Annotated in this window: 19 protein-coding genes; 10 read left to right on the top strand and 9 right to left on the bottom strand. The window is 72.9% G+C overall.

The genetic code is table 11. The annotated features are described in order from the left end of the window. Window positions 1-28 precede the first annotated feature (28 nt). Window positions 29-898, top strand: a complete 870-nt coding sequence (locus VFC33_18130; protein HZR15159.1) for a 1,4-dihydroxy-2-naphthoate polyprenyltransferase — start codon at window positions 29-31, stop codon at window positions 896-898. Next, window positions 895-1,734: an enolase C-terminal domain-like protein gene (locus VFC33_18135; protein ID HZR15160.1), complete on the top strand. Its 840-nt coding sequence runs from the start codon at window positions 895-897 to the stop codon at window positions 1,732-1,734. Before VFC33_18130 ends, VFC33_18135 begins: the two co-directional genes overlap by 4 nt. Here VFC33_18135 and VFC33_18140 read toward each other — a convergent pair. Continuing rightward, on the bottom strand, window positions 1,716-2,411 hold the full coding sequence (locus VFC33_18140; GenBank protein HZR15161.1) for an alpha/beta fold hydrolase: 696 nt from the start codon (window positions 2,409-2,411) through the stop codon (window positions 1,716-1,718). The genes VFC33_18135 and VFC33_18140 overlap by 19 nt on opposite strands. Window positions 2,412-2,425: 14 nt before the next feature. Between VFC33_18140 and menD the strand changes: the two genes are divergently transcribed. Next, window positions 2,426-4,135, top strand: coding sequence for a 2-succinyl-5-enolpyruvyl-6-hydroxy-3-cyclohexene-1-carboxylic-acid synthase (gene menD, locus VFC33_18145; GenBank protein ID HZR15162.1), 1,710 nt, complete (start codon window positions 2,426-2,428; stop codon window positions 4,133-4,135). A 527-nt stretch (window positions 4,136-4,662) separates the two neighbouring features. Here the strand turns inward: menD and VFC33_18150 are convergent. From VFC33_18150 to VFC33_18160, 3 genes are read right to left on the bottom strand one after another with little or no spacing between them, the layout of a single operon-like run. After that, window positions 4,663-5,853, bottom strand: a complete 1,191-nt coding sequence (locus VFC33_18150) for an isochorismate synthase (GenBank protein ID HZR15163.1) — start codon at window positions 5,851-5,853, stop codon at window positions 4,663-4,665. Continuing rightward, window positions 5,850-6,551 (bottom strand): ubiquinone/menaquinone biosynthesis methyltransferase, encoded by a 702-nt coding sequence (locus tag VFC33_18155; GenBank protein HZR15164.1) that lies wholly within the window; start codon window positions 6,549-6,551, stop codon window positions 5,850-5,852. Before VFC33_18155 ends, VFC33_18150 begins: the two co-directional genes overlap by 4 nt. Beyond that, a complete protein-coding gene (locus VFC33_18160; protein HZR15165.1) occupies window positions 6,539-7,351 on the bottom strand; it encodes a MerR family transcriptional regulator in 813 nt (270 codons plus the stop codon). Before VFC33_18160 ends, VFC33_18155 begins: the two co-directional genes overlap by 13 nt. A gap of 89 nt (window positions 7,352-7,440) precedes the next feature. Between VFC33_18160 and VFC33_18165 the strand changes: the two genes are divergently transcribed. Next, window positions 7,441-8,331 (top strand): DUF4328 domain-containing protein, encoded by an 891-nt coding sequence (locus VFC33_18165; GenBank protein ID HZR15166.1) that lies wholly within the window; start codon window positions 7,441-7,443, stop codon window positions 8,329-8,331. 4 nt (window positions 8,332-8,335) lie between these two features. Here the strand turns inward: VFC33_18165 and VFC33_18170 are convergent, their stop codons facing one another. Then, window positions 8,336-9,097 (bottom strand): crotonase/enoyl-CoA hydratase family protein, encoded by a 762-nt coding sequence (locus tag VFC33_18170; protein HZR15167.1) that lies wholly within the window; start codon window positions 9,095-9,097, stop codon window positions 8,336-8,338. Window positions 9,098-9,208: 111 nt separating this feature from the next. On the opposite strand from VFC33_18170, the gene VFC33_18175 reads away from it, so the two are divergent. Beyond that, entirely contained in the window at window positions 9,209-9,643 is a 435-nt protein-coding gene (locus VFC33_18175; GenBank protein ID HZR15168.1) for a hypothetical protein, read from the top strand. On the opposite strand, the gene VFC33_18180 is transcribed toward VFC33_18175, so the two are convergent. Next, window positions 9,630-10,952 (bottom strand): MFS transporter, encoded by a 1,323-nt coding sequence (locus VFC33_18180; GenBank protein ID HZR15169.1) that lies wholly within the window; start codon window positions 10,950-10,952, stop codon window positions 9,630-9,632. The genes VFC33_18175 and VFC33_18180 overlap by 14 nt on opposite strands. Window positions 10,953-10,999: 47 nt before the next feature. On the opposite strand from VFC33_18180, the gene VFC33_18185 reads away from it, so the two are divergent. The 3 genes from VFC33_18185 to VFC33_18195 all read left to right on the top strand — a co-directional run bounded on the left by VFC33_18185 (window position 11,000) and on the right by VFC33_18195 (window position 13,926). Continuing rightward, window positions 11,000-11,659 carry an alternative oxidase gene (locus VFC33_18185; GenBank protein ID HZR15170.1) on the top strand — a complete coding sequence of 220 codons (660 nt, stop codon included), beginning with the start codon at window positions 11,000-11,002 and terminating at the stop codon, window positions 11,657-11,659. A gap of 75 nt (window positions 11,660-11,734) precedes the next feature. Further along, window positions 11,735-12,409: a response regulator transcription factor gene (locus tag VFC33_18190; protein ID HZR15171.1), complete on the top strand. Its 675-nt coding sequence runs from the start codon at window positions 11,735-11,737 to the stop codon at window positions 12,407-12,409. After that, entirely contained in the window at window positions 12,406-13,926 is a 1,521-nt protein-coding gene (locus VFC33_18195; protein HZR15172.1) for a HAMP domain-containing sensor histidine kinase, read from the top strand. The genes VFC33_18190 and VFC33_18195 overlap by 4 nt, the downstream gene beginning before the upstream one ends. Before the next feature lie 305 nt (window positions 13,927-14,231). Here the strand turns inward: VFC33_18195 and VFC33_18200 are convergent, their stop codons facing one another. Together VFC33_18200 and VFC33_18205 are read right to left on the bottom strand one after the other, a co-directional pair. Then, entirely contained in the window at window positions 14,232-15,029 is a 798-nt protein-coding gene (locus VFC33_18200; protein HZR15173.1) for an SDR family oxidoreductase, read from the bottom strand. A gap of 23 nt (window positions 15,030-15,052) precedes the next feature. Continuing rightward, the gene (locus VFC33_18205; protein HZR15174.1) at window positions 15,053-15,661 is read right to left on the bottom strand and encodes a TetR/AcrR family transcriptional regulator; all 609 of its coding nucleotides are present in this window, start codon (window positions 15,659-15,661) and stop codon (window positions 15,053-15,055) included. Window positions 15,662-15,727: 66 nt separating this feature from the next. On the opposite strand from VFC33_18205, the gene VFC33_18210 reads away from it, so the two are divergent. Both VFC33_18210 and VFC33_18215 read left to right on the top strand, forming a co-directional pair. After that, entirely contained in the window at window positions 15,728-16,123 is a 396-nt protein-coding gene (locus VFC33_18210) for a DUF1330 domain-containing protein (GenBank protein ID HZR15175.1), read from the top strand. Next, entirely contained in the window at window positions 16,120-17,655 is a 1,536-nt protein-coding gene (locus tag VFC33_18215) for a sulfatase-like hydrolase/transferase (protein HZR15176.1), read from the top strand. The genes VFC33_18210 and VFC33_18215 overlap by 4 nt, the downstream gene beginning before the upstream one ends. A gap of 66 nt (window positions 17,656-17,721) precedes the next feature. Here VFC33_18215 and VFC33_18220 read toward each other — a convergent pair whose 3' ends face one another. After that, window positions 17,722-18,894 carry a class II aldolase/adducin family protein gene (locus VFC33_18220; protein ID HZR15177.1) on the bottom strand — a complete coding sequence of 391 codons (1,173 nt, stop codon included), beginning with the start codon at window positions 18,892-18,894 and terminating at the stop codon, window positions 17,722-17,724. Between the last annotated feature and the right edge of the window lie 7 nt (window positions 18,895-18,901).

An 18,901-nucleotide genomic window follows, 5' to 3' on the forward strand; every position in this document is an offset into this window, starting at 1 on the left:
GCTCCTCCGTCGCTCCGGTCGCCGCACCATGAATCGCGCATCAATTTGGATTGCCGGCGCCCGGCCGCGGACGCTGGTGATCTCGATCACGCCGGTGTTGGTGGGGACGGCGGCGGCGTCGATCGACGGCCCGACGATCTGGTGGCGCGCGCTCGCGGCGCTCGTCGTCGCGGTCGCGCTGCAGGTCGGCGTGAACTACGCGAACGACTACTCCGACGGCGTCCGCGGCACCGATCGCGAGCGGCGCGGGCCGCTCCGCCTCACCGCGTCGGGTCTCGCGTCGCCCACCGCGGTGAAGCGCGCCGCGGCGATCGCGTTCACGCTCGCCGCGGTCGTCGGACTCGTCGTGTCGATCGTCGTGTCGCCGTGGCTGCTGCTCGTCGGCGCAGCCGCGATCGCGGCTGCCGTGCTGTACACGGGCGGTCCGCGGCCGTACGGATACGAAGGCCTGGGCGAGGTCTCGGTGCTCGTGTTCTTCGGCTTCGTCGCGACCGCTGGCTCCGCGTTCGTGCAGTTGCACGACATCCCCGCCGTGGCGTGGTGGGGATCGCTCGCGATGGGGCTGCCGGCGTGCGCGATCTTGCTGGCGAACAACGTCCGCGACGTCACGACCGACGTCGAGGCGGGGAAGCGCACGCTCGCGGTGCGCATCGGCGCCGTCAACGCGCGTCGGTTGTTCGTCGCGTGCATCGCGGGCGCGTTCGTCGCGGTCCTCGCCGTCGGCGTGTCCCATCCGCTGGCGCTGCTCGGCCTGCTCGCGATCCCGTTCGCGCTCGGTCCGTGTCGGCTCGTCCTGACGCGAGCAGACCCGCCCGGTCTCGTCGCCGCGCTCGTCGCGACGACACGCTTGCAACTCGTGCTCGGAGTCCTGCTGACGGTGGGTCTGGCGCTGTCGTGAACGTGCACCGGCTGCGTCTCGGCGGGCGCGACGTCACGCTGCTGCACGGCCCGGCCGGCTGGGGTGAGTGCTCGCCGTTGCCGGGATACCCGTGCCCCGAGCGAGCCGCGTGGGCCGCGGCCGAGGAGGCCGCGTGCGGGGGCAGGCCCCGCGCCGTGCGCGACGAGGTCCCCGTGAACGCGCTCGTCGGTGACGGCCCGCTGCCCGCTCCCGGTTCGCTGGCCGGGTTCGCGTGCGTGAAGGTGAAGGTCGGTCGTCGCGATCCGCGCGAAGACCTGGACCGCCTCGCGGCGGTGCGCAACGCGGTGGATGCGTCGACGCGGCTGCGCGTCGACGCCAACGGTGCGTGGGACGTGCACACAGCGGTCGACGCGCTGACGCGGATGGCCGCGTACGACCTCGAGCTCGCGGAGCAGCCGGTCGCGTCGCTCGACGACCTCGCGCGGGTTCGTGCGCGCGTTCCGGTCGCGATCGCGGCCGACGAGTGCGTTCGCGACGTCGACGACGCGCGCCGCGTCCGGAGGCTGGACGCGGCTGATGCGGTCGTGCTCAAGGTGCAGCCCCTCGGCGGAGTCCGCAACGCGCTGCGCGTCGCCGAGGCAGCCGGCGTCCCCGCGATCGTCACGTCGATGATGGAGACGTCGATCGGCATCGCGGCAGGCGTCGCGCTGGCGTGCGCACTCCCGGAGCTGCCCTACGCGTGCGGCTTGGCGACGGCGTTGCTGCTGGACGAGGACGTCGTCGCCGACCGGCTGGTTCCGCACGACGGCGTCATCCGGCCGCGGCCACTCGCACCCGATCCCGACCTGCTGGCGCGCTACGAGGTCACCCGGTGACGCAGTCGCTCCGCCATCGCGCGTGCGGCATCCGGTTCCTGCAGGTGCAGCGCGTGGCCGGTGCCGCCAACGACGGTCAGGCGCGCGTTCGTGCCGATCGCGCGCGCCATGTCGCGGCTGATGCCGACGTACTTGTCGTCGAGCGCGCCGGCGGCGAGCTCGACCGGCACGGTGAGCTCGCGGAGGCGGTCCCAGACGGGCTCCTGCGCACCCTGGCCGAGCACGCGCAGCTGGTGCGTCAGTCGCTCGGCCGTGTTCGACGCCCGGCGGGCGTCGGTGCCGGCTTCGTCGGCGGCGAGCGTCGCGAACATCGGCTGCGCGAGCCAGCGGTCGAGGAACACGTCGACGCCGTCGCGCTCGACGTCGCGCGCGAGCTCGTCGTCGGCGTCGCGACGTGCCGCCCGCTCGCGGTCGTCCGCGATGCCCGGCGACGCGCTGACGAGGCCGAGCCCGGCGACGACGTCGGGCCGGTCCAGCGCGAGGCGCAGCGCGAGCCGTCCGCCCATCGAGTAGCCGACGTAGATCGCGCGGCCGCCCGCGTCGCCGATCGCGTGCGCAGTCGCGACGAAGTCGAGCCCGTCGGGGACGTCGAGCGCGACCGTGTCGTCGAGCCCCTGCCGGACGCGATCCCACGAGCTCGCGGGCTGCGTGAAGCCGGGTACGAACACGATCCGCACCGGGGCATGTTCGCATGACCCGTGATGCGAACACCGCGTTCGCGCGTGCCGTCGTCGACGAGTGGGCCCGCGCCGGCGTCACCGACGCTTGCGTCGCGCCCGGCTCACGCTCGACGCCGCTCGCGCTCGCACTTGCGGGCGACGGGCGCGTTCGCGTGCACATCCATCTCGACGAGCGCAGCGCGTCGTTCTTCGCGCTCGGTCTCGCGAAGGCAACCGGTCGACCGGCCGTCGTGCTGTGCACGTCCGGTACGGCGGCGGCGAACTTCCACCCGGCCGTCGTCGAGGCGCACCACGGCGGCGTCCCGCTCGTCGTCTGCACGGCCGACCGCCCGTTCGAGCTGCGCGACACCGGCGCCGGTCAGACGATCGACCAGGTGAGCCTGTACGGCAACGCGGTTCGTTGGTCGGTCGACGTCGAGGCACCCGCGGACGCGCCGGCTCCGGTCACGCGCGCGTGGCGAGCCGTCGCGGCGCGCGCGGTCACGGAGGCGACCGGCACGCGGCCCGGCCCGGTGCACGTGAACGTCGCGTTCCGCGAGCCGCTCGTGCCGACTGGCCAGCCGCTCGTCGACGTCCCGCCGCGGACGGGCGGTGAGCCGTGGACCCGCGTGTCCCGCGGTGCCGTCGGGCCACCGGCGGCCGTCGTCGACGGCCTCGTGCGGGTCGAGCGCGGGATGATCGTCGCGGGCTGGGGCGCCGAGCTCGACGCGCGCGTGCTCGATCGCCTCGCGGCCGCGCTGGGCTGGCCCGTGCTCGCCGATCCGATCTCGAACCTGCGCACCGGCACGCACGCGGTCTCGACGTACGAGGCCCTCGTGCGCGCCGGGTTCGGGGACAACCACCGCCCGGACGTCGTGCTCCGCTTCGGCGCGCCGCTCACGAGCAAGATGACCACGACGTGGCTCCACGAGAGCGGCGCGCGGCACGTCGTGGTGCACGCCGCGGGCGGCGCCTGGCTCGATCCGTACCGTGACGCCGACGAGATCGTCGCGTGCGACCCGACCGCGCTCGCGGGCGCGCTCGCAGAGCGCGTCGGGCGCGAACGTTCGCGGTGGTGCGACGAGTGGCTGCACGCTGAGCTCGTCGCGCGGCGCGCGCTCGCCGACCTCCTCGACGCGTCGCAGGACGTGTTCGAGGGTCGTGTCGCGCGTGACGTCGTCGCTGCGGTGCCCGAGGGTGGCAACGTCGTGGTCGCGTCGAGCATGCCCGTGCGCGACGTCGAGGCGTTCGCCGCGCCGCGCACCGGTGTCCGCTTCTTCGCGAACCGCGGTGTCAACGGGATCGACGGGTTCGTGTCGACCGCGCTCGGGATCGCCGCGGGTTCGCCTGGGCACCCGACGGTGGCGCTCGCTGGCGATCTCTGCTTCCTGCACGACGCCAACGGTCTGCTCGGCGCGGCGCGCCGCGAGCTGGATGCCGTCTTCGTCGTGCTCGACAACGACGGCGGCGGCATCTTCTCGTTCCTGCCCCAGGCCGACGGCCGCACCCACTTCGAGGAGCTGTTCGCCACGCCGCAGCACGTCGACCTCGCCGCCCTCGCCGCCGTGCACGGCATCCCGGCGAGCCGCGTCGACAAGGCGGCCGACGTGGTGCCGGCCCTCGACGACGCGATCGCGCGTCGCGGCGTCCACGTCGTGATCGCGACGAGCGACCGCGAGGAGAACGTCGCTCGCCACCGCGCCGCCTGGGACGCGGTCACCCAAGCGCTTCATGCGTCGTGAAACCGCGCATGGGACGGTTTCACGACGCATGGAGGCGGATCCGGCGCTCGAGTGTCAGGAGTCCGGGTTTCTTGCCGATGGTTTCGGGAGGCTCGGGTAGCGACACTCGAGGCGACCAGCTGTGCTCGTTGCGATCATCACGTACTCCGTCGCGGTCCTCGTGGCGGCAGTCTGCCTGCGTGACATGTTCACCGGGCCGCGCGTCGCGTGGCGGGCGGCGCGCAATGGCCGCCGGTTCTGGGCCGCCGTCGTGCTCGCGGCCGCCGCGGTCGGCGGGGGCGCGGGTGCGTGCCTTGCCGGTCCCGCCTACTTCCCGAGCCGGGATCGCTCTGAAGCGAAGCACGCGGCCAGGGGGCAAGCGCTCCTGACGTCCCAGCGAGCCGAGAACCGACGATGAGGATGCACCTCGGCCGTTTCGGTCCTTGGTGCCGACTCGTCGCGCCGATCCGCCAGTTCCGGCGCAATGCACGCGCTTCATGCGTCGCTGAACGTCGGATAGCGACACTCAACGACGCATGAACGACGGGTCAGGGTGTGACGAGGACGCGCAGCATCGGTGCGAGCTTCGACTCCGTCTCGGCCCACTCGGCGTCCGGGTCGGAGCCCGCCACGATGCCGGCGCCCGCGATGAGGCGCGCCCGGCGACGATCGACGATCGCGCCGCGCAACGCGACCGCCCACTCGCCGTCGCCGTTCGCGTCGACCCAGCCGACCGGCCCCGCGTAGCAGCCGCGGTCGAAGCCCTCGACCGCGTCGATGAACGCCAGCGCCGCGTCGCGCGGCGCTCCCGCGACGGCCGGCGTCGGTGACAGCGCGAGCGCGAGATCGAGCGCGCTCGGCGCGGGCGGTCGGAGGCGGCCCTCGATCGTCGTCGCCAGGTGCGTGACGTCGGCGAGCCGGACGAGTTGCGGCCCGGAGACCTCGAGCTCGTCGCAACGACGGCCGAGCACGTCCACGACGTCGTCTGCCACGACGGCGTGCTCGTGCCTGTCCTTGCGGGACGAGGCCAGCGCGCCGTCGCCGTCGGCGCGCGGCGTCGTGCCGGCCAGTGGGCGCGCGTTCACCGCGGCGCCGTGCCGGGCGACCAGCAGCTCCGGGCTCGCGCCGACGAGCGCGCCCGCCGCGTGGACGAAGCAGCCGGGCTGCGACGCGAGCAGACGCGCGATCACGTCACGCCGCGAGAACGGCTGGTCGGCCTCGACGACGACCTCGCGTGCGAGGACGACCTTCTCGATGTCGCCGCACTCGATCGCCCGCAGCGCGGCGAGGACGTTCGCGCACCAGCGCGCCCGCGACTGCACGGACGACACGAGGAACCGGCCCGGTCCGGGCCTCGCGCCCGGGTCGTCGACGCGCCCACCGCGCTCGGTACCACCGGCAGCCGAGATCTCGGTGAGCCAGGCGGTCCCGTCGGCGCCTCGGGTGACGACTCGGGCCGGCACGACGAGCTGGCGCGGCGCGCGCGGGTGGAACGGCAGCGCACCGAACGCGATCGGACCACGACCGGTCGGACCGGCGGCGTCGTCACGCTCGATCGCCGCCAGGAACGACTCGACCTCGGCCGCGTCGAGCGTCGCGACCATGCCCGCGGTGACGATCGCCGCGCCGTCGTGGAACCACGCGAACCCGTCGTTGCCGAGCTCGTCCAGGAGCGGACGGGTCAACGCGACAGGCCGCGTCATCGCGACGAGGCGCGTGCCGTGCGCGAGCGTCGTCACGAGCCCGGCCTGCGCGTGCCGGACAGCAGCTGCACGGCGCCGGCCATGCGCGTCGTCCGCGCGACGGACTCGAACCCCGCGTCGCGCAGCCGCGACACGAGCTCGTCGCCGTCGGGCAGGTAGGCCGTCGACGCCGGGAGGTACCGGTAGGCGTCGACCTCACCCGACAACCGGCCACCGATCCACGGCACGATCCGCCGGAACCACAGGTCGTGACCCGCCCGCGCGAACGCGTTGGCGGGGACGGAGGCGTCGACCGCCACGAACCGTCCGCCGGCGCGCAGCACGCGCGCGCACTCGGCGAAGAACGGCTCGAGCGCGACGAGGTTGCGGAGCGCGAACCCGCACACGACGCCGTCCACAGCGCCGTCGCGCACCGCCATCGCGAGCGCGTCGCCGCGCACGAGCGGACCGCACCCGCGCGCGGTCGCGAGCATCCCGGCCGAGAGGTCGACGCCGACGGGCCGGTGCTTTGCGTTCCCGAGCTCGCGGCACAGGTCGCCCGTCCCGCACGCGACATCGAGCACGACGGATGCGGGCGGCAACGCGAGCGCGCGCACCACGTCACGTCGCCACTTGCGGTCCTGACCGAGGGAGATCACACGGTTGACGCGCTCGTAGCTCGGCGCGACGCGGTCGAACATCTCCTCGACCCACGCGCGCTTCTCGTCGCCGCGCGGGAGCGCTACGCGGGCCACACGATCTCCAGACGGCGCGTCGCCTCGGCCTGCGCGGCCGCGACCTCGGTCGGTTCGCCCACTCGCTCCAGGTGCTCCTCGGCGACGTTGAGCAGCACGCGACGGAAGTGGTGCGCGACGAGCGCCGTCACCGACGGGAGGAGGACACGGAACGCGTCGACGAGCCGCTGCGCCTTCTCGTCGTCGCTCGCGTCCGAGTCGCGCACGCGCGCGCGGACGTGCGCGTCGAACAGCGCGACGGCCTCCTCCGCGACGGCACGCGTTGCCTCGTGGTGGCGGCGCGCGAGACCGAGCAGCTCGGGCAGCGGCAGACCCACCTCGAGGAGCTTCAGCCCCTCCCGCACGATCGCGACGTCGGCCGGCGTGAAGCGAGGCTCGTCGTCGAGGACGCGCGGCACGAGCAGCCCTTCGCGCACGACCGCGTCGATCAACGGGCGCGGCACACCCGAACGCGCGGCGACGTCGTCGAGGGTGAGGAACTCCTCCGGCTCCGCCGACGCGTCGTCGCGGTCACCGGCGTCGACGACCGCGGCCGCGAGCGGGACGTCCGCGGGCGCGAGCTCGCCGTCGAGCAGCCGGCGGATCAGCGTGAGCGAGAAGCCGCGCTGCTGCAGCTCGCGGATGCGGGTCAGCCGTTCGACGTGCTCGCCGCCGTACCAGCCGATGCGTCCCTCGCGCTCCGGCGGCGGGAGGAGCCGGCGCTTCTGGTAGAAGCGCACGGTGTCGACGGACACGCCGGCCCGCTGGGCGAGCTCCTCGACGCGCAGTCGGCGCGGGTCGGTCGCTTCTCCGGAGACCACGCGCCGATTGTAGGAGTGATCGCTCCCGTCCTCGGGATCGCGAGGCGCCGTCCCGCGACCGCGACTGCGGGCGGGTAGCGTCGACCGCCATGACGTCGACCTCGGGGTTCGGGGGCGCCGAACCCGTCGAGGGGACGCCCGGCTGGTTCCCCGACCCGTGGGGCACCGAGAAGCTGCGCTGGTGGGACGGCCGCGCCTGGACGCCGCACCTCTACCCGCCGGCGGAGTCCTCGCCGTCGGGCACCGTCGGCTCGGCCACGCCGGCGGGGACGGCGGGCGGCACGGGCACGAACGGGGCGGCGGGCGTCGACCGCTCGACGGGCTGGCCGGGCGGGGCCTCGGCGAGCGGGTCCCACGGCGCCGTCACCGGTGAGGTGCGGCTGGCGCCGATGCGGTCGAGCGCGCACTGGGCGAGCCTGGCGATGCTGTGGGCGGGTCCGCTCCAGGCCCTGTACTACGTCGCGTTCGGGTTCCAGGCCCGCTGGTACGCCGACCACTTCTCGGACTTCCGCGCCGGGCGCACGCCGACGCTCACCGGAACCGCGGCGAGCGTCGCACCGGTGCTGCAGTTCGCGTCGCTCGCCGTGCTCGCCGCGGGCGTGATCTTCCTCGTGTGGATGTACCGCTCAGCCGACCTCGCCCGGCTGCTCGGGATCCCGGCCCGACGGACGCCCGCGCTCGCCGCGTGCTCGTTCATCATCCCGATCCTCAACCTCTGGTGGCCGTACCAGTCCACGTGCGACCTGCTCCCCCCGGGGCACCGCGGCCGCCACGTCGTCGCCCGCTGGTGGGCGCTCTACCTCGTCAGCACGCTGTCGTTCATCGTGGTCGTGGCGAGCGGGTTCGGTCCGAGCTGGCTGACCGCCGCGGTCGTCGCCGTCGTCGCGATCGTCACGCTCGCCGCCGCGACCGCAGCCCGTCTCGTGATCCACGTCGTGCTCGACGCGCACGAGTCGATCGTGTCGTCGGCGTCGCACTAGCCGCTCACTCGCTCCAGTTCGGGTCGCGCTTCTCGGAGAACGCGGTCGCGCCCTCGATCGCGTCCGGTCGGCGGAACACCTCGATCGCGAGCTCGTTGCTGCGCTTCCACGCGTCGGCCTCTGGGAGGTCGAGCGCCTCGCGCACCATGCGTCGTGCATTGAGCACCGCGAGCTGCGGGTGACCCGCGATGCGCTCCGCGATCGCGACTGCCTCGTCGACGACCCGGTCGCGCGGGACGACACGGTTCGCGAGCCCGACCGTGTACGCGCGTTGCGCGTCGATCGTGTCGCCCGTCAGCGCGAGCTCCATCGCGAGCGGGAGCGCGACGCGCTTCGGCAGGCGGATCAGTCCGCCGGCGGCCGCGAACAGCCCGCGCTTGACCTCGGGGATCCCGAACACGGCCTCGTCGGCCGCGACGACGATGTCGCACGCGAGGACGATCTCGAATCCACCCGCGACCGCGGGCCCGTTGACCGCCGCGATGACCGGCTTGGGGAAGTCTCGGTGCGTGAACCCCGCGAAGCCACCGCGCTTCGTCGCGACCTCGCCGCCGCCACCGCGCGAGACGGCCTTGAGGTCGGCACCCGCGCAGAAGGTGGGCCCTGCGCCGGTGACGACGACGACGCGCACGTCGTCGTCGCGCTCGAGCTCGTCGAGCGTCGATTCCATCGCCTCGGCGACCTCACCGTTGACGGCGTTGCGCGCGTCGGGCCGGTTGATCGTGACGACCGCCGTCCGGCCCCGCCGCTCAAGCTCGATCACCATCGCCGGTCCTCCGTGCCGTCCGCGTCCGGGCGTAGGACGGTACCGGCGAAGGGGCGCGCGGTGACAACGCCCCCCGGTGGGCAGACTGTGACGCGAACGAGGAGGTCGACCGTGGCCACACAGCTCGAGACCCAGCCCCGCCCCGCAGTCGCGACGCCGGACCGGACACGGCCCGACACGCGGCAGTGGCTGTGCGAGCGGATCGACGGTCGCGTGGCCGCCGGCGTCGGCATCGCGTGGTACGTGCTGTTCGGGATCGCGCAGGCGATCGAGCCGGCGCCGGCGAACCCGAACGCGGTTCCGGCGTGGATCGAGAGCGCGATCTCCGTCGTGTTCCTCGCCACGCTCGCCGTCATGTTGCCCGGGCTGATCGCGCGGCGTCGCTGGGGACTGCTCGCGTCGCTCGGCGCGGCCGTCGTGTTCGTCGCGGCGACGATCGCGTGCCCGACGACCGGTCACCACGAGTTCGGTCTGTGGTGGCTCGGTGAGATGGCGTGCGCGGCGGCGCTGCTCGGGATCAGCGTCGCGACGCTCAGGCGGGCGTGACCGCGTCGCCTGTCGCGGTCTCGGTCGCCGGGACGGGCGTGTCGGTGATCGACGTCGTCTCGTCGTCGAGGCGCGCGAGCCAGGCGCGCGCGGTCATGCGCAACGCGACGACGGCGACGAGGAACAGCGCGGCCGCGCCGATCGTCGTCTCGCGCAGACCCACACCGTCGCCGAGCGCTCCCTGAGCGATCGTCCCGATCGGGTAGAGGATCCCGAGGAGCGCCATCAGCAGGCTGAGGACGCGACCGCGGATGTAGGTCGGCGTGCGCAGCTGCGCGATCGTCGTACAGCTCGAGAGCACACCGAGGTACAGGAACCCGACGAACGCGATGCCGAGCACGCCGAGCCACAACGACGGCGCGCTCGCGTAGCCGACGAGCGCGAACGGCAGCAGCGTCGCGGCGCCGAGCAACGTGCGCCGGTTCCCGAGGCGTGCGTGCAGCGGGCCCAGGGCGAGCCCCATGACGACCGCGCCGATGCCCTGCGCGGTCACGAGCGCGGCGGTTCCCGTCGTCGCGTCGTGGAACACCTTGTCGCCGAACGCGGGGACCAGCGCGATGAACGGCGCGGCGAGGAACGCGGCGAACCCGAGCACCGCGAACGCGACACGGAGTCCGGGGTCGTCGTTGCCGAAGCGCACACCGGCGCGGATCGACTGCAGCAGCGGCGCATGCCCCTCCGGCTCGGGTGGCGGCAGCCGCAGCGACAGCAGGACGAAGATCACGGCGAAGAACGAGATCGTGTTGATCGTGAACGCCGACGCGTAGCTCCCCGCGGCGATGACGACGCCCGCGAGCGCGGGCCCGATCACGCGTCCGAGGTTCCACTGCGCTGACGACAGCGCGACCGCGCCCGCGAGGTCCTCCACCGGCACGAGGTCGGGCAGGAGCGCTTGGTACGCGGGGAACCCGATCGCGTTCGCGCAGCCCGACAGGAACACGATGAGCACGACGATCCCGGGCGCCGGCTTGCCGAATGCCGCGAGCGCGGCCAGCGTCCCGGCGAGCGCGGTCTGCACGCTCGTCGTCGTGAGGAGCAGCAGCCGCCGGGGGACGCGGTCCGCGAGCGCGCCGCCGATCGGCCCGAGCAAGCCGTTCGGCGCGAACCCGGCCGCGAGCACGAGGCCGCTCCACGTCGCCTTGTTCGTGCTCGTCTGCACGAGGATCCCGACCGCGACCGTCTCCATCCACGTGCCGATGTTCGACGTGAACGCGCCGCTCCACAGCAGCGCGAACGGCCGGTGACGCAGGGGCGAGAGCGAACGGGGGAGCGCGGCGATGCCGCGACCGTAGGTGATGACACCGGGCACATGACGCGGGTTCTCCCGCGCGCGACGACGGTCGGTATGGTCGAAACATGCTCGTCGAGCGCACGTCCGCCGAGCTGCGCGAGGAGCAGGCCCGGACGCTCGCGACGCCCCGGCGCCGCTACGGCCCTCCGGCCCGGCTCCTGTTCGCCCTGCTCGACCTCTTCTACGGCCGGCCTCGCACGCTCTCGAAGTTCAAGGTCCTCGAGGTCATCGCCCGCGTGCCGTACCAGGCGTGGGAGAACGTCGCGTACGTCGCGGTCACGCACCGCTACTCGAAGCCGGAGTTCGCGCGCCGGATCTTCGAGCGCGTCGCCGAGAGCCGCGTCCAGCAGGACAACGAGCAGTGGCACCTGCTGATCCTCGAGGAGCTCGTCGACGAGCAGCCCGGCCGCGAGCCGTTCGTGCGGTACCGACTCCTGCCCCAGCTGCTCGCGTTCGTCTACTACCAGCTGTCGTGGCTTCTCTACGTCGTGAAGCCGGCATGGAGCTACCTCCTGAACGCCGACTTCGAGGACCACGCCGAGCACGAGTACGCGCTGTTCGTCCGCGAGAACACGAGCCTCGAGGCCCGGCGTTACGACGGGCTCTTCGCCGACGACTACGGCCACTTCGAGTCGCTCGGCGACCTCTTCCGCCAGATCTCGCTCGACGAGCGGGTCCACAAGGAGGAGAGCCTCGCTCGGGCCGCGGAGCCCCGGTTCAAGTAATTCTCAGGCGAGTGCCGCATCGAGCGGTCGCTCGCCTTACTCGCCGTTCAGCTTCGTACGTCACACTGGGAGGCCATGCGGATCCTGGTCGTGGACGACGAGCCGGCCGTGCGGCGGGCGGTCGAGCGCGCGCTGCACCTCGAGGGCTACGAGGTCGGCGTCGCGGCCGACGGCAACGAGGCGCTGCAGCAGCTCGCGGTGACGCCGGCCGACGCGGTCGTCCTCGACGTCATGATGCCCAAGGTCGACGGCATCGAGGTCTGCGAACGGCTGCGCCAGGCGGGTGATCCCGTGCCGATCCTGCTGCTGACGGCCCGCGACCGCGTCTCCGACCGCGTGACGGGTCTCGACGCCGGCGCCGACGACTACCTCGTCAAGCCGTTCGCGCTCGAGGAGCTCCTCGCGCGCCTCCGTGCGCTGCTGCGCCGGACGGGCGGACCGGGTGAGGACGCGGTCCTCCGCTTCGAGGACCTGTCGCTCGACCCCGAGACGCGCGACGTCTACCGCGGCGAGCGTCGCATCGAGCTCACGCGCACGGAGTTCCTCCTGCTCGAGCTCCTGCTGCGCAACGCGCGGAAGGTCCTGACCCGTGAGGTGATCTTCGACCGCGTGTGGGGATACGACTTCGGGTACAACTCGAACTCGCTGGAGGTCTACATCGGGTACTTGCGCCGCAAGACCGAGGCCGGAGGTGAGCCGCGGCTGATCCACACCGTGCGCGGTGTGGGCTACGTGCTGCGGGAACCGTGAGCGTGTTCCGTCGCGGCACGCGCGACGCCGACGCCGTGCTCGGCGACGAGGACCTCACGCCGCTCGACCCGGACGCGCCGGACGCCGTTCCCCCCGCGGAGCCGGTCGATGCCACACCGTCGAAGCGCCGCGCCTTGAGCTTCCGGACGCGCGTCGCGCTCCTGGCGGCGGCCGCGGTCGCGGTCGCGGTCGTCCTCGCGTCGGCGGTCGCGTACTTCGAGGTCCGTCACCAGCTCTATGTGCAGGTCGACAACACGCTCCGTCAGCCTCAGCGGGTCGAGACGGACGGTTTCGACGGAGGGTTCTTCGGTCCGCGGCTGCCCCCCGGGGAGCAGCGCTTCGTGCAGGTGATCCGCACCGACGGCACGACGGCTCGTCCGGCGGATCAGCCCGCGCTTCCCGTCAGCGCACGCGACCGCGCCGTCGCAGCCGGTCAGCACGAGTACGTGATCGAGAGCGTGCACATCGACGGTGTCCACATGCGGATGATCACGACGGAGCCCGCGGGCGGGGATCCGACGGTCGCCGCCGTCCAGATCGCGCGGTCGCTGACCGAGGCCGACAACACGCTCGGCCATCTCCGCATCGTGCTGCTCCTCGTCGCCGCGGGCGGTGTCGTGATCGCGGCCGGGTTGGGGCTCGTGGTGGCGCGCAGCGCGCTGCGGCCCGTGAAGCGGTTGACGGACGCGGCCGAGCACGTCGCGGAGACCCAGGACCTCGGGGCGTCGATCCCCGTCGACCGCAGCGACGAGCTGGGCCGGCTGGCCGAGAGCTTCAACGAGATGCTCGCCGCGCTCGCGTCGTCGCGCGACCAGCAGCAGCAGCTCGTCGCGGACGCCAGCCACGAGCTGCGCACGCCGCTCACGAGCCTGCGCACCAACATCGAGGTGCTCGCGCGCGCCCCGAACATCGACCCGTACGAGCGCGAGCGGCTGCTCGCCGACGTGACCGCGCAGCTCGAGGAGTTCGGCGTCCTCGTCGAGGACCTCGTCGAGCTCGCGCGCGAGGACCGGCCGACCGTCGAGCAGGAGATGGTCGACGTCCGCCTCGACGAGGTCGTCACGCACGCGGTCAACCGCGCCCGCCGGCATGCACCGGCGCTCGTGTTCGAGGCGTCGACCGCTCCGTGCCTGGTCCGCGGTCAGCGACAGATGCTCGAGCGCGCGCTCACGAACCTGCTCGACAACGCGAGCAAGTGGAGCCCCGACGGTGCGCACGTCGAGGTCGTGCAGACGGCCGAGGGCGAGGTCACCGTCCGCGACCACGGGCCGGGCATCGCGCCCGAGCTGCGCGAGAAGGTCTTCGACCGGTTCTACCGGGCGCCGGCCGCCCGGTCGATGCCCGGCTCGGGGCTCGGCCTGGCGATCGTCCGGCGGGTCGTGGAGGCACACCGCGGGACCGTCGGCGCTGAAGCCGCGCCCGGGGGCGGCACGCTCATGCGGGTCCGGCTGCCGGTCGTCGACCTCGAGGAGCCGGTACCGGTGGACCTCGAGCCGGAGCCCGTCCGCCGGGCCTGAGACGGGCCGGCTCTTCGCCCGACCTCAGTCCGATCTCATCGCTACCTCATCGGCGGTGCCGGAAGATCGAGGCCAGCGTGGCTCGACTGCAGCGTGGCACCGCCGCGCCCGCTGCAGAACGGCTGCGTCGACGCCCGAGTGTCGGGAGCGAGGGCCGCGGTCCGCCGCCTGCGGTCCCGCTTCCGACCCTCGGGATTGTCGTTTCACGACGCGCTCGCAAGCTCGCCGCTACGGGCGACCAACAGCTGCTCGCACCCGAGGTGCCTCTCCAGCGCGCGGGCCCGTCGTCGCGCAGGGCGCCCTCCCTAGTGGGTGTGCGCGAACTTGCGCATGCCGCGCTGGTAGGCGCGCGGGGCGAGCGTGCGGCCGATCGGTGCGAGCAACGGCAGCCACGCCGCGTTGATCTCCATGCGCTCGCCGCCCATCCGCTCCAGCAGCAGCTCGGACACCTGCTGCTCCGTTCGCCGGACGGGCTTCGGCGGCAGTGACGCGCCCCGCTCCTCGACACCGGCCATGCCCATCGCGGTCGGGACCCACGCCGGGTACAGCAGGTGGACCTTCACGCCGTGCGGCGCGACCTCGTGCGCGACCGACTCGGAGAACGCCGACACCGCGGCCTTCGTCGCGCAGTACGCGGACTCGGTGGGCTCGGGCGCGCGGGCGCTGTCGGACGACACGTTGACGACGATCCCCGCCTGCCGGCGGACCATCCCCGGCATCACCGCAAGCGTGCCTGCGACGGTCGCGAAGTAGTTCGTCTCCATCATCTGCCGGTACCGGTCGAGGCCCGCGGCCTCGGTGCCGACGATCGGCGTCGTGCCCCCGATCCCCGCGTTGTTCACGAGGACGTCGATGCGACCGTGCTCACGCTCGATGCACGCGAGCTCGTCGCGGAACGCGTCCGTGTCGCTCACGTCGCACACGGACGCGCCGCTCTCCGGGGACGTCGCGCGCAGCTCGTCCTCCAGCCGGGCGAGCAGGTCCTCGCGACGGGCCATCCCGACGACCACCGCCCCCCGCGCCGCGAGGTCGAGCGCGATGCGCCTTCCGATCCCCGACGACGCTCCCGTCACGACCGCGATCGACCCGTCGTAGCGCTTCATCACGTCACCCCTTCGCGCGCGGTTCACGACCCCATCGTGCCCAACGTCGCGCCCACGAGCACGCGGACCGTCCGCGCCGCGGCCGCAGCCGAGCGGCGCTGCCCGCGGCGCAGCGAGTCCCAGGTCTCCCACGAGGTCGCCACCTCGAGCGCGGAGAGCACGTCGGAACGCCGGCCCCGGCCGAGTGCGGCCAGCTCCGGCTCGAACGTCGTGGCGAGCTGGCGCCGCAGGTAGCGGGTGACGCCCTCCAGACGGGCTGTGAGCTCGGGCGACCGGTGGGCCACGAGCAGCGACGCCCGCCGGACGGGCGTGACCGTCTCGTAGAACCGGGCCCGCTGCTCGACCAGCCCGTCGATCCGGCGGGCGAGCGGCAGCGACGGATCGACCGTCTCCGCGACGAGGGCACGGACCCGCTCCGTCTGGCGGTCGGCGACGGCCGCGTACAGCGACTCCATGTCCGCGAAGTGCTGGAAGACCGTCCGCAGCGAGAGGCCGGCCCGCTCGGCGATGCGCGGCGCCGTCGGGTGCACGTCACCCTCGTCGACCAGCTCGAGCAGCGCCTCGACGAGCGCGGTGCGGTTCCGCTCGCCGCGCAGGACGCGTCCGTCGGTGATCGCGCTTGCGTCGGTCATGGCGCTGGAGGATACTCGCACGACGCGTGCGACTACTTCCTTCCGCACGGTCAGGGAGGCGATCTGATGCCCCGGATCACACCGAACGCCGAGCAGTTCCGTGAGCTGGCGACGTCGAGCGAGACGGGCCCCGTGGTGATGCTGAACCTCTTGAAGTTCAAGCCGCGCGCCGACGACGGGAGCTCGAGCGGAGGCGCGGAGTACGGGCGCTACGGCGACGCCGTCGTCGAGATGATCGAGGAGCGCGGCGGCAAGGTGCTCTGGAACGGGCGTGCCGACCAGGTGCTCATCGGCGATCCCGACGAGGACTGGGACGCCGTCGTGCTCGTCGAGTACCCGTCGCGCAAGGCGTTCGTCGACATGGTGACGACCGACGAGTACAACGCGGCCCACTCGCACCGTGAAGGTGGACTCGAGCGCACGATCGTCGTCGCGTGCACGCCGCGGGAGCTCCGGCGGTGAGCGCGCGCACGCGCAACATCCTCTTCGTCACGACGGATCAGCAGCGCTACGACTCGCTCGGGTGCAACGGCGGGACGATCGCGCGCACGCCGGTCGTCGACGCGCTCGCGCGCGACGGTGTGAACTACCACCGCGCGCACAACCAGAACGTCGTGTGCATGCCGGCGCGCTCGACGATGATCACCGGCCAGTACCCGCGCACGCACGGCGTCTACGCGAACGGCGTGCCGCTGCCGGTGGACGCGCCGTCGGTCGCCGGCTACCTGCACGACGTCGCCGGCTACCGCACCGCGCTGGTCGGCAAGGCGCACTTCGAGCCCGCGTTCGACCCCGGGCACCGGTGGCAGGAGAACCGCCTCGCCGAGGAGGACTCCTACGGTCCGTACCGCGGGTTCGAGCACATGGAGCTCGCGATGCACGGCGCGAAGCCGTACTGGTGGCACTATGGCACGTGGTTGCGTGCCAACCATCCGGGCGAGGCGGACGGGTACTACGCGCTCGTCGTGAACGGTGCGCTCAACGACGCACCCGGTGGTGACACCGGCGCGCCGCAGACGACGCACAACCCGATCCCGCGGGAGCACTACCACACCGACTGGGTCGCCGATCGCACGCTCGCGTGGCTCGACGCGCTGGACGGCGACGAGCCGTGGTTCGTGTGGATGAGCTTCCCGGATCCGCACCACCCGTGGGACCCGCCGCTCAGCGAGGTGTCACGCGTCGACTGGCGCGACCTCGACCTGCCCGAGGGTCACCCCGGCAGCATCGACAAGTGCCGCGAGATCCTCGCCCGCAAGCCGCGGCACTGGCTCGGCTACTTCGACGGCACGTTCCAGAACCTCGAGGGCGGGCCGACTGCCTTCGTCCCCGCGAACATGACGCACGACCAGGTGCGCGAGGTCAACGCGCTCACGCACGTCGAGAACGAGCTCATCGACGAGGCGATCGGTCGTGTGATGGCGCGCATCGGCGAGCGGGGCTGGCTCGACGACACGGACGTCTTCTTCACGACGGACCACGGCGAGCTGCAGGGCGACTTCGGGCTGCTGTTCAAGGGTGCCTACCACTGCGACGCGCTCATGCGGCTGCCGCTCGTGTGGCGTCCGGCGCCGTCGGCCGGTGTCGCGCCCGCCGAGGTGCACGAGCCGGTCGGGCAGCTCGACCTCGCGCCGACCTTCTGCGCGATCGCGGGTGTCGACGTCCCCGAGTGGATGCAGGGCGAGCCCCTGCCCGTCGCGCCGGGCTCGGGACGCGAGCGCGTGATCACCGAGTGGGACAGCCAGTTCGAGCACGTCGACATGCACCTGCGGTCGATCGCGCGCGACGGCTACGTGTGCACCGTGTACGAGCGGGGCGGCATGTACGACGGGACCGAGGGCGAGCTCTACGACCTGTCCGTCGACCCGTTGCAGTGGGAGAACCGGTGGGACGACCCGTCGTGCGCGTCGCTGCGCGCGGACCTCGTCGCCGACCTCCTCGACAACCTCCCCGCACCGCGCGACCCGAAGCTGACGGTGGAAGCGCCGACATAGTGCGGACGAAGCCCGGCCGTGGGCGGATGCCCGATCCGGCCGGGCCCGAGGGAGCCAGCGATATCGCTAGTCCATCGGGACGTTGCGGACGATCCGGCCGTCGATGCGCTCGAAGATCTCGTCGAGGGTCGGGCCGGTGATCGTGAGCCCGTGGTTGCGCTGGCCGACGACCGCGTGCGACGGGTCGGGGTCGGCACGCACGAGATCGGCGACCGCGTCCGCGAGCTCGAGCGTCCCGCACGGGTAGTTGATCTCGGTCGCGCGCACGCCGTCCATCCACGCGTGGACGTGCAGGATCGCGCCGACGTCGGGATGCTCGCGGTAGATCTTCCAGTGCTCGATCGCGTCGACCGACACGCGTCGCGGCGTGACGTTCGGCGGCACCGACAGCACCATCGCGCCGAGCCGGGGGTCGTACCCGCGCACGAGCAGCACGTGCTCGCCGACGACGCGCAGGTCGCCCTTGTCGACGCCGCTCGCGCTCATCCAGAACGCCGGGCCCGTCGCGCTCGACTCGACCGGGTCGCCCCGGAAGCGCGCGCTGACGTTGCCGTAGCTCAGCCCGCCGATCCCGTACAGCAGCTTCACGTGGCGCAGATCGCGCGGCGGCAGGATCTCCTCGATCGGGAACGCCGCCGGCAGCAGGTCGAGTGCCGCGAGACGCTCACCCGCGCGGCGGATCTGGCGAGTCTGCTCGTCGCCGTCCCACAGCTCGATGGGCAGGTCGTCGACGAACTCGTTGGCGATCACGAGCCGCGACATCGCGAGCGGCTCGACGCGCGCGAAGACGCGTTCGAAGAACGCGGGCTCGTCGGCGCCGTCACGCTCGCGCACCGTGTAGGTCCCCTGCTCGAGGGTCACGAAGTGCGCGGCGCGCCCGTCCGGGCCGTCGCTCAGGAGGACGGCGACGTTGGCCAGCGCGCGCACGAGGACGGGATAGCCCGCGCGCAGCACGTCGTCCGGCGGCGCGGCGAGCGGCATGATCGCGACGACGAACGTCGGTGCCGCTTTGCGGCGATACGGCCGCGGCTTGGCGGGATCGACGTGGTGCAGCACGACGTGGACGTCGGGACCCGGCTCCGGGCACTCGCGGTAGCCCGCGTCGAGCATCCGTGCACGCAGACCTTCGGCGAACCACTTCGACAGCGGCTCGCCCGCGTCGCCGTTCCAGGCGAAGGTCCGGTCGTGCGCGGCGACCTCCACGTCGCCGCTCGCGGTCGGTCCGGCATCGATCGTCATTGCGCCC

This window comes from Acidimicrobiia bacterium (assembly GCA_035651955.1).
Classification (GTDB): Bacteria; Actinomycetota; Acidimicrobiia; order IMCC26256; family JAMXLJ01; genus JAMXLJ01.

Bases quoted from the DNA above. Each gene is read 5' to 3' on its own strand.
- menD (HZR15162.1), top strand. From the start codon at position 2,426: ATGACCCGTGATGCGAACACCGCGTTCGCGCGTGCCGTCGTCGACGAG.
- VFC33_18190 (HZR15171.1), top strand. From the start codon at position 11,735: ATGCGGATCCTGGTCGTGGACGACGAGCCGGCCGTGCGGCGGGCGGTC.
- VFC33_18165 (HZR15166.1), top strand. From the start codon at position 7,441: ATGACGTCGACCTCGGGGTTCGGGGGCGCCGAACCCGTCGAGGGGACG.
- VFC33_18170 (HZR15167.1), bottom strand. From the start codon at position 9,097: ATGGTGATCGAGCTTGAGCGGCGGGGCCGGACGGCGGTCGTCACGATC.
- VFC33_18200 (HZR15173.1), bottom strand. From the start codon at position 15,029: ATGAAGCGCTACGACGGGTCGATCGCGGTCGTGACGGGAGCGTCGTCG.
- VFC33_18220 (HZR15177.1), bottom strand. From the start codon at position 18,894: ATGACGATCGATGCCGGACCGACCGCGAGCGGCGACGTGGAGGTCGCC.
- VFC33_18130 (HZR15159.1), top strand. From the start codon at position 29: ATGAATCGCGCATCAATTTGGATTGCCGGCGCCCGGCCGCGGACGCTG.
- VFC33_18210 (HZR15175.1), top strand. From the start codon at position 15,728: ATGCCCCGGATCACACCGAACGCCGAGCAGTTCCGTGAGCTGGCGACG.
- VFC33_18185 (HZR15170.1), top strand. From the start codon at position 11,000: ATGCTCGTCGAGCGCACGTCCGCCGAGCTGCGCGAGGAGCAGGCCCGG.
- VFC33_18205 (HZR15174.1), bottom strand. From the start codon at position 15,661: ATGACCGACGCAAGCGCGATCACCGACGGACGCGTCCTGCGCGGCGAG.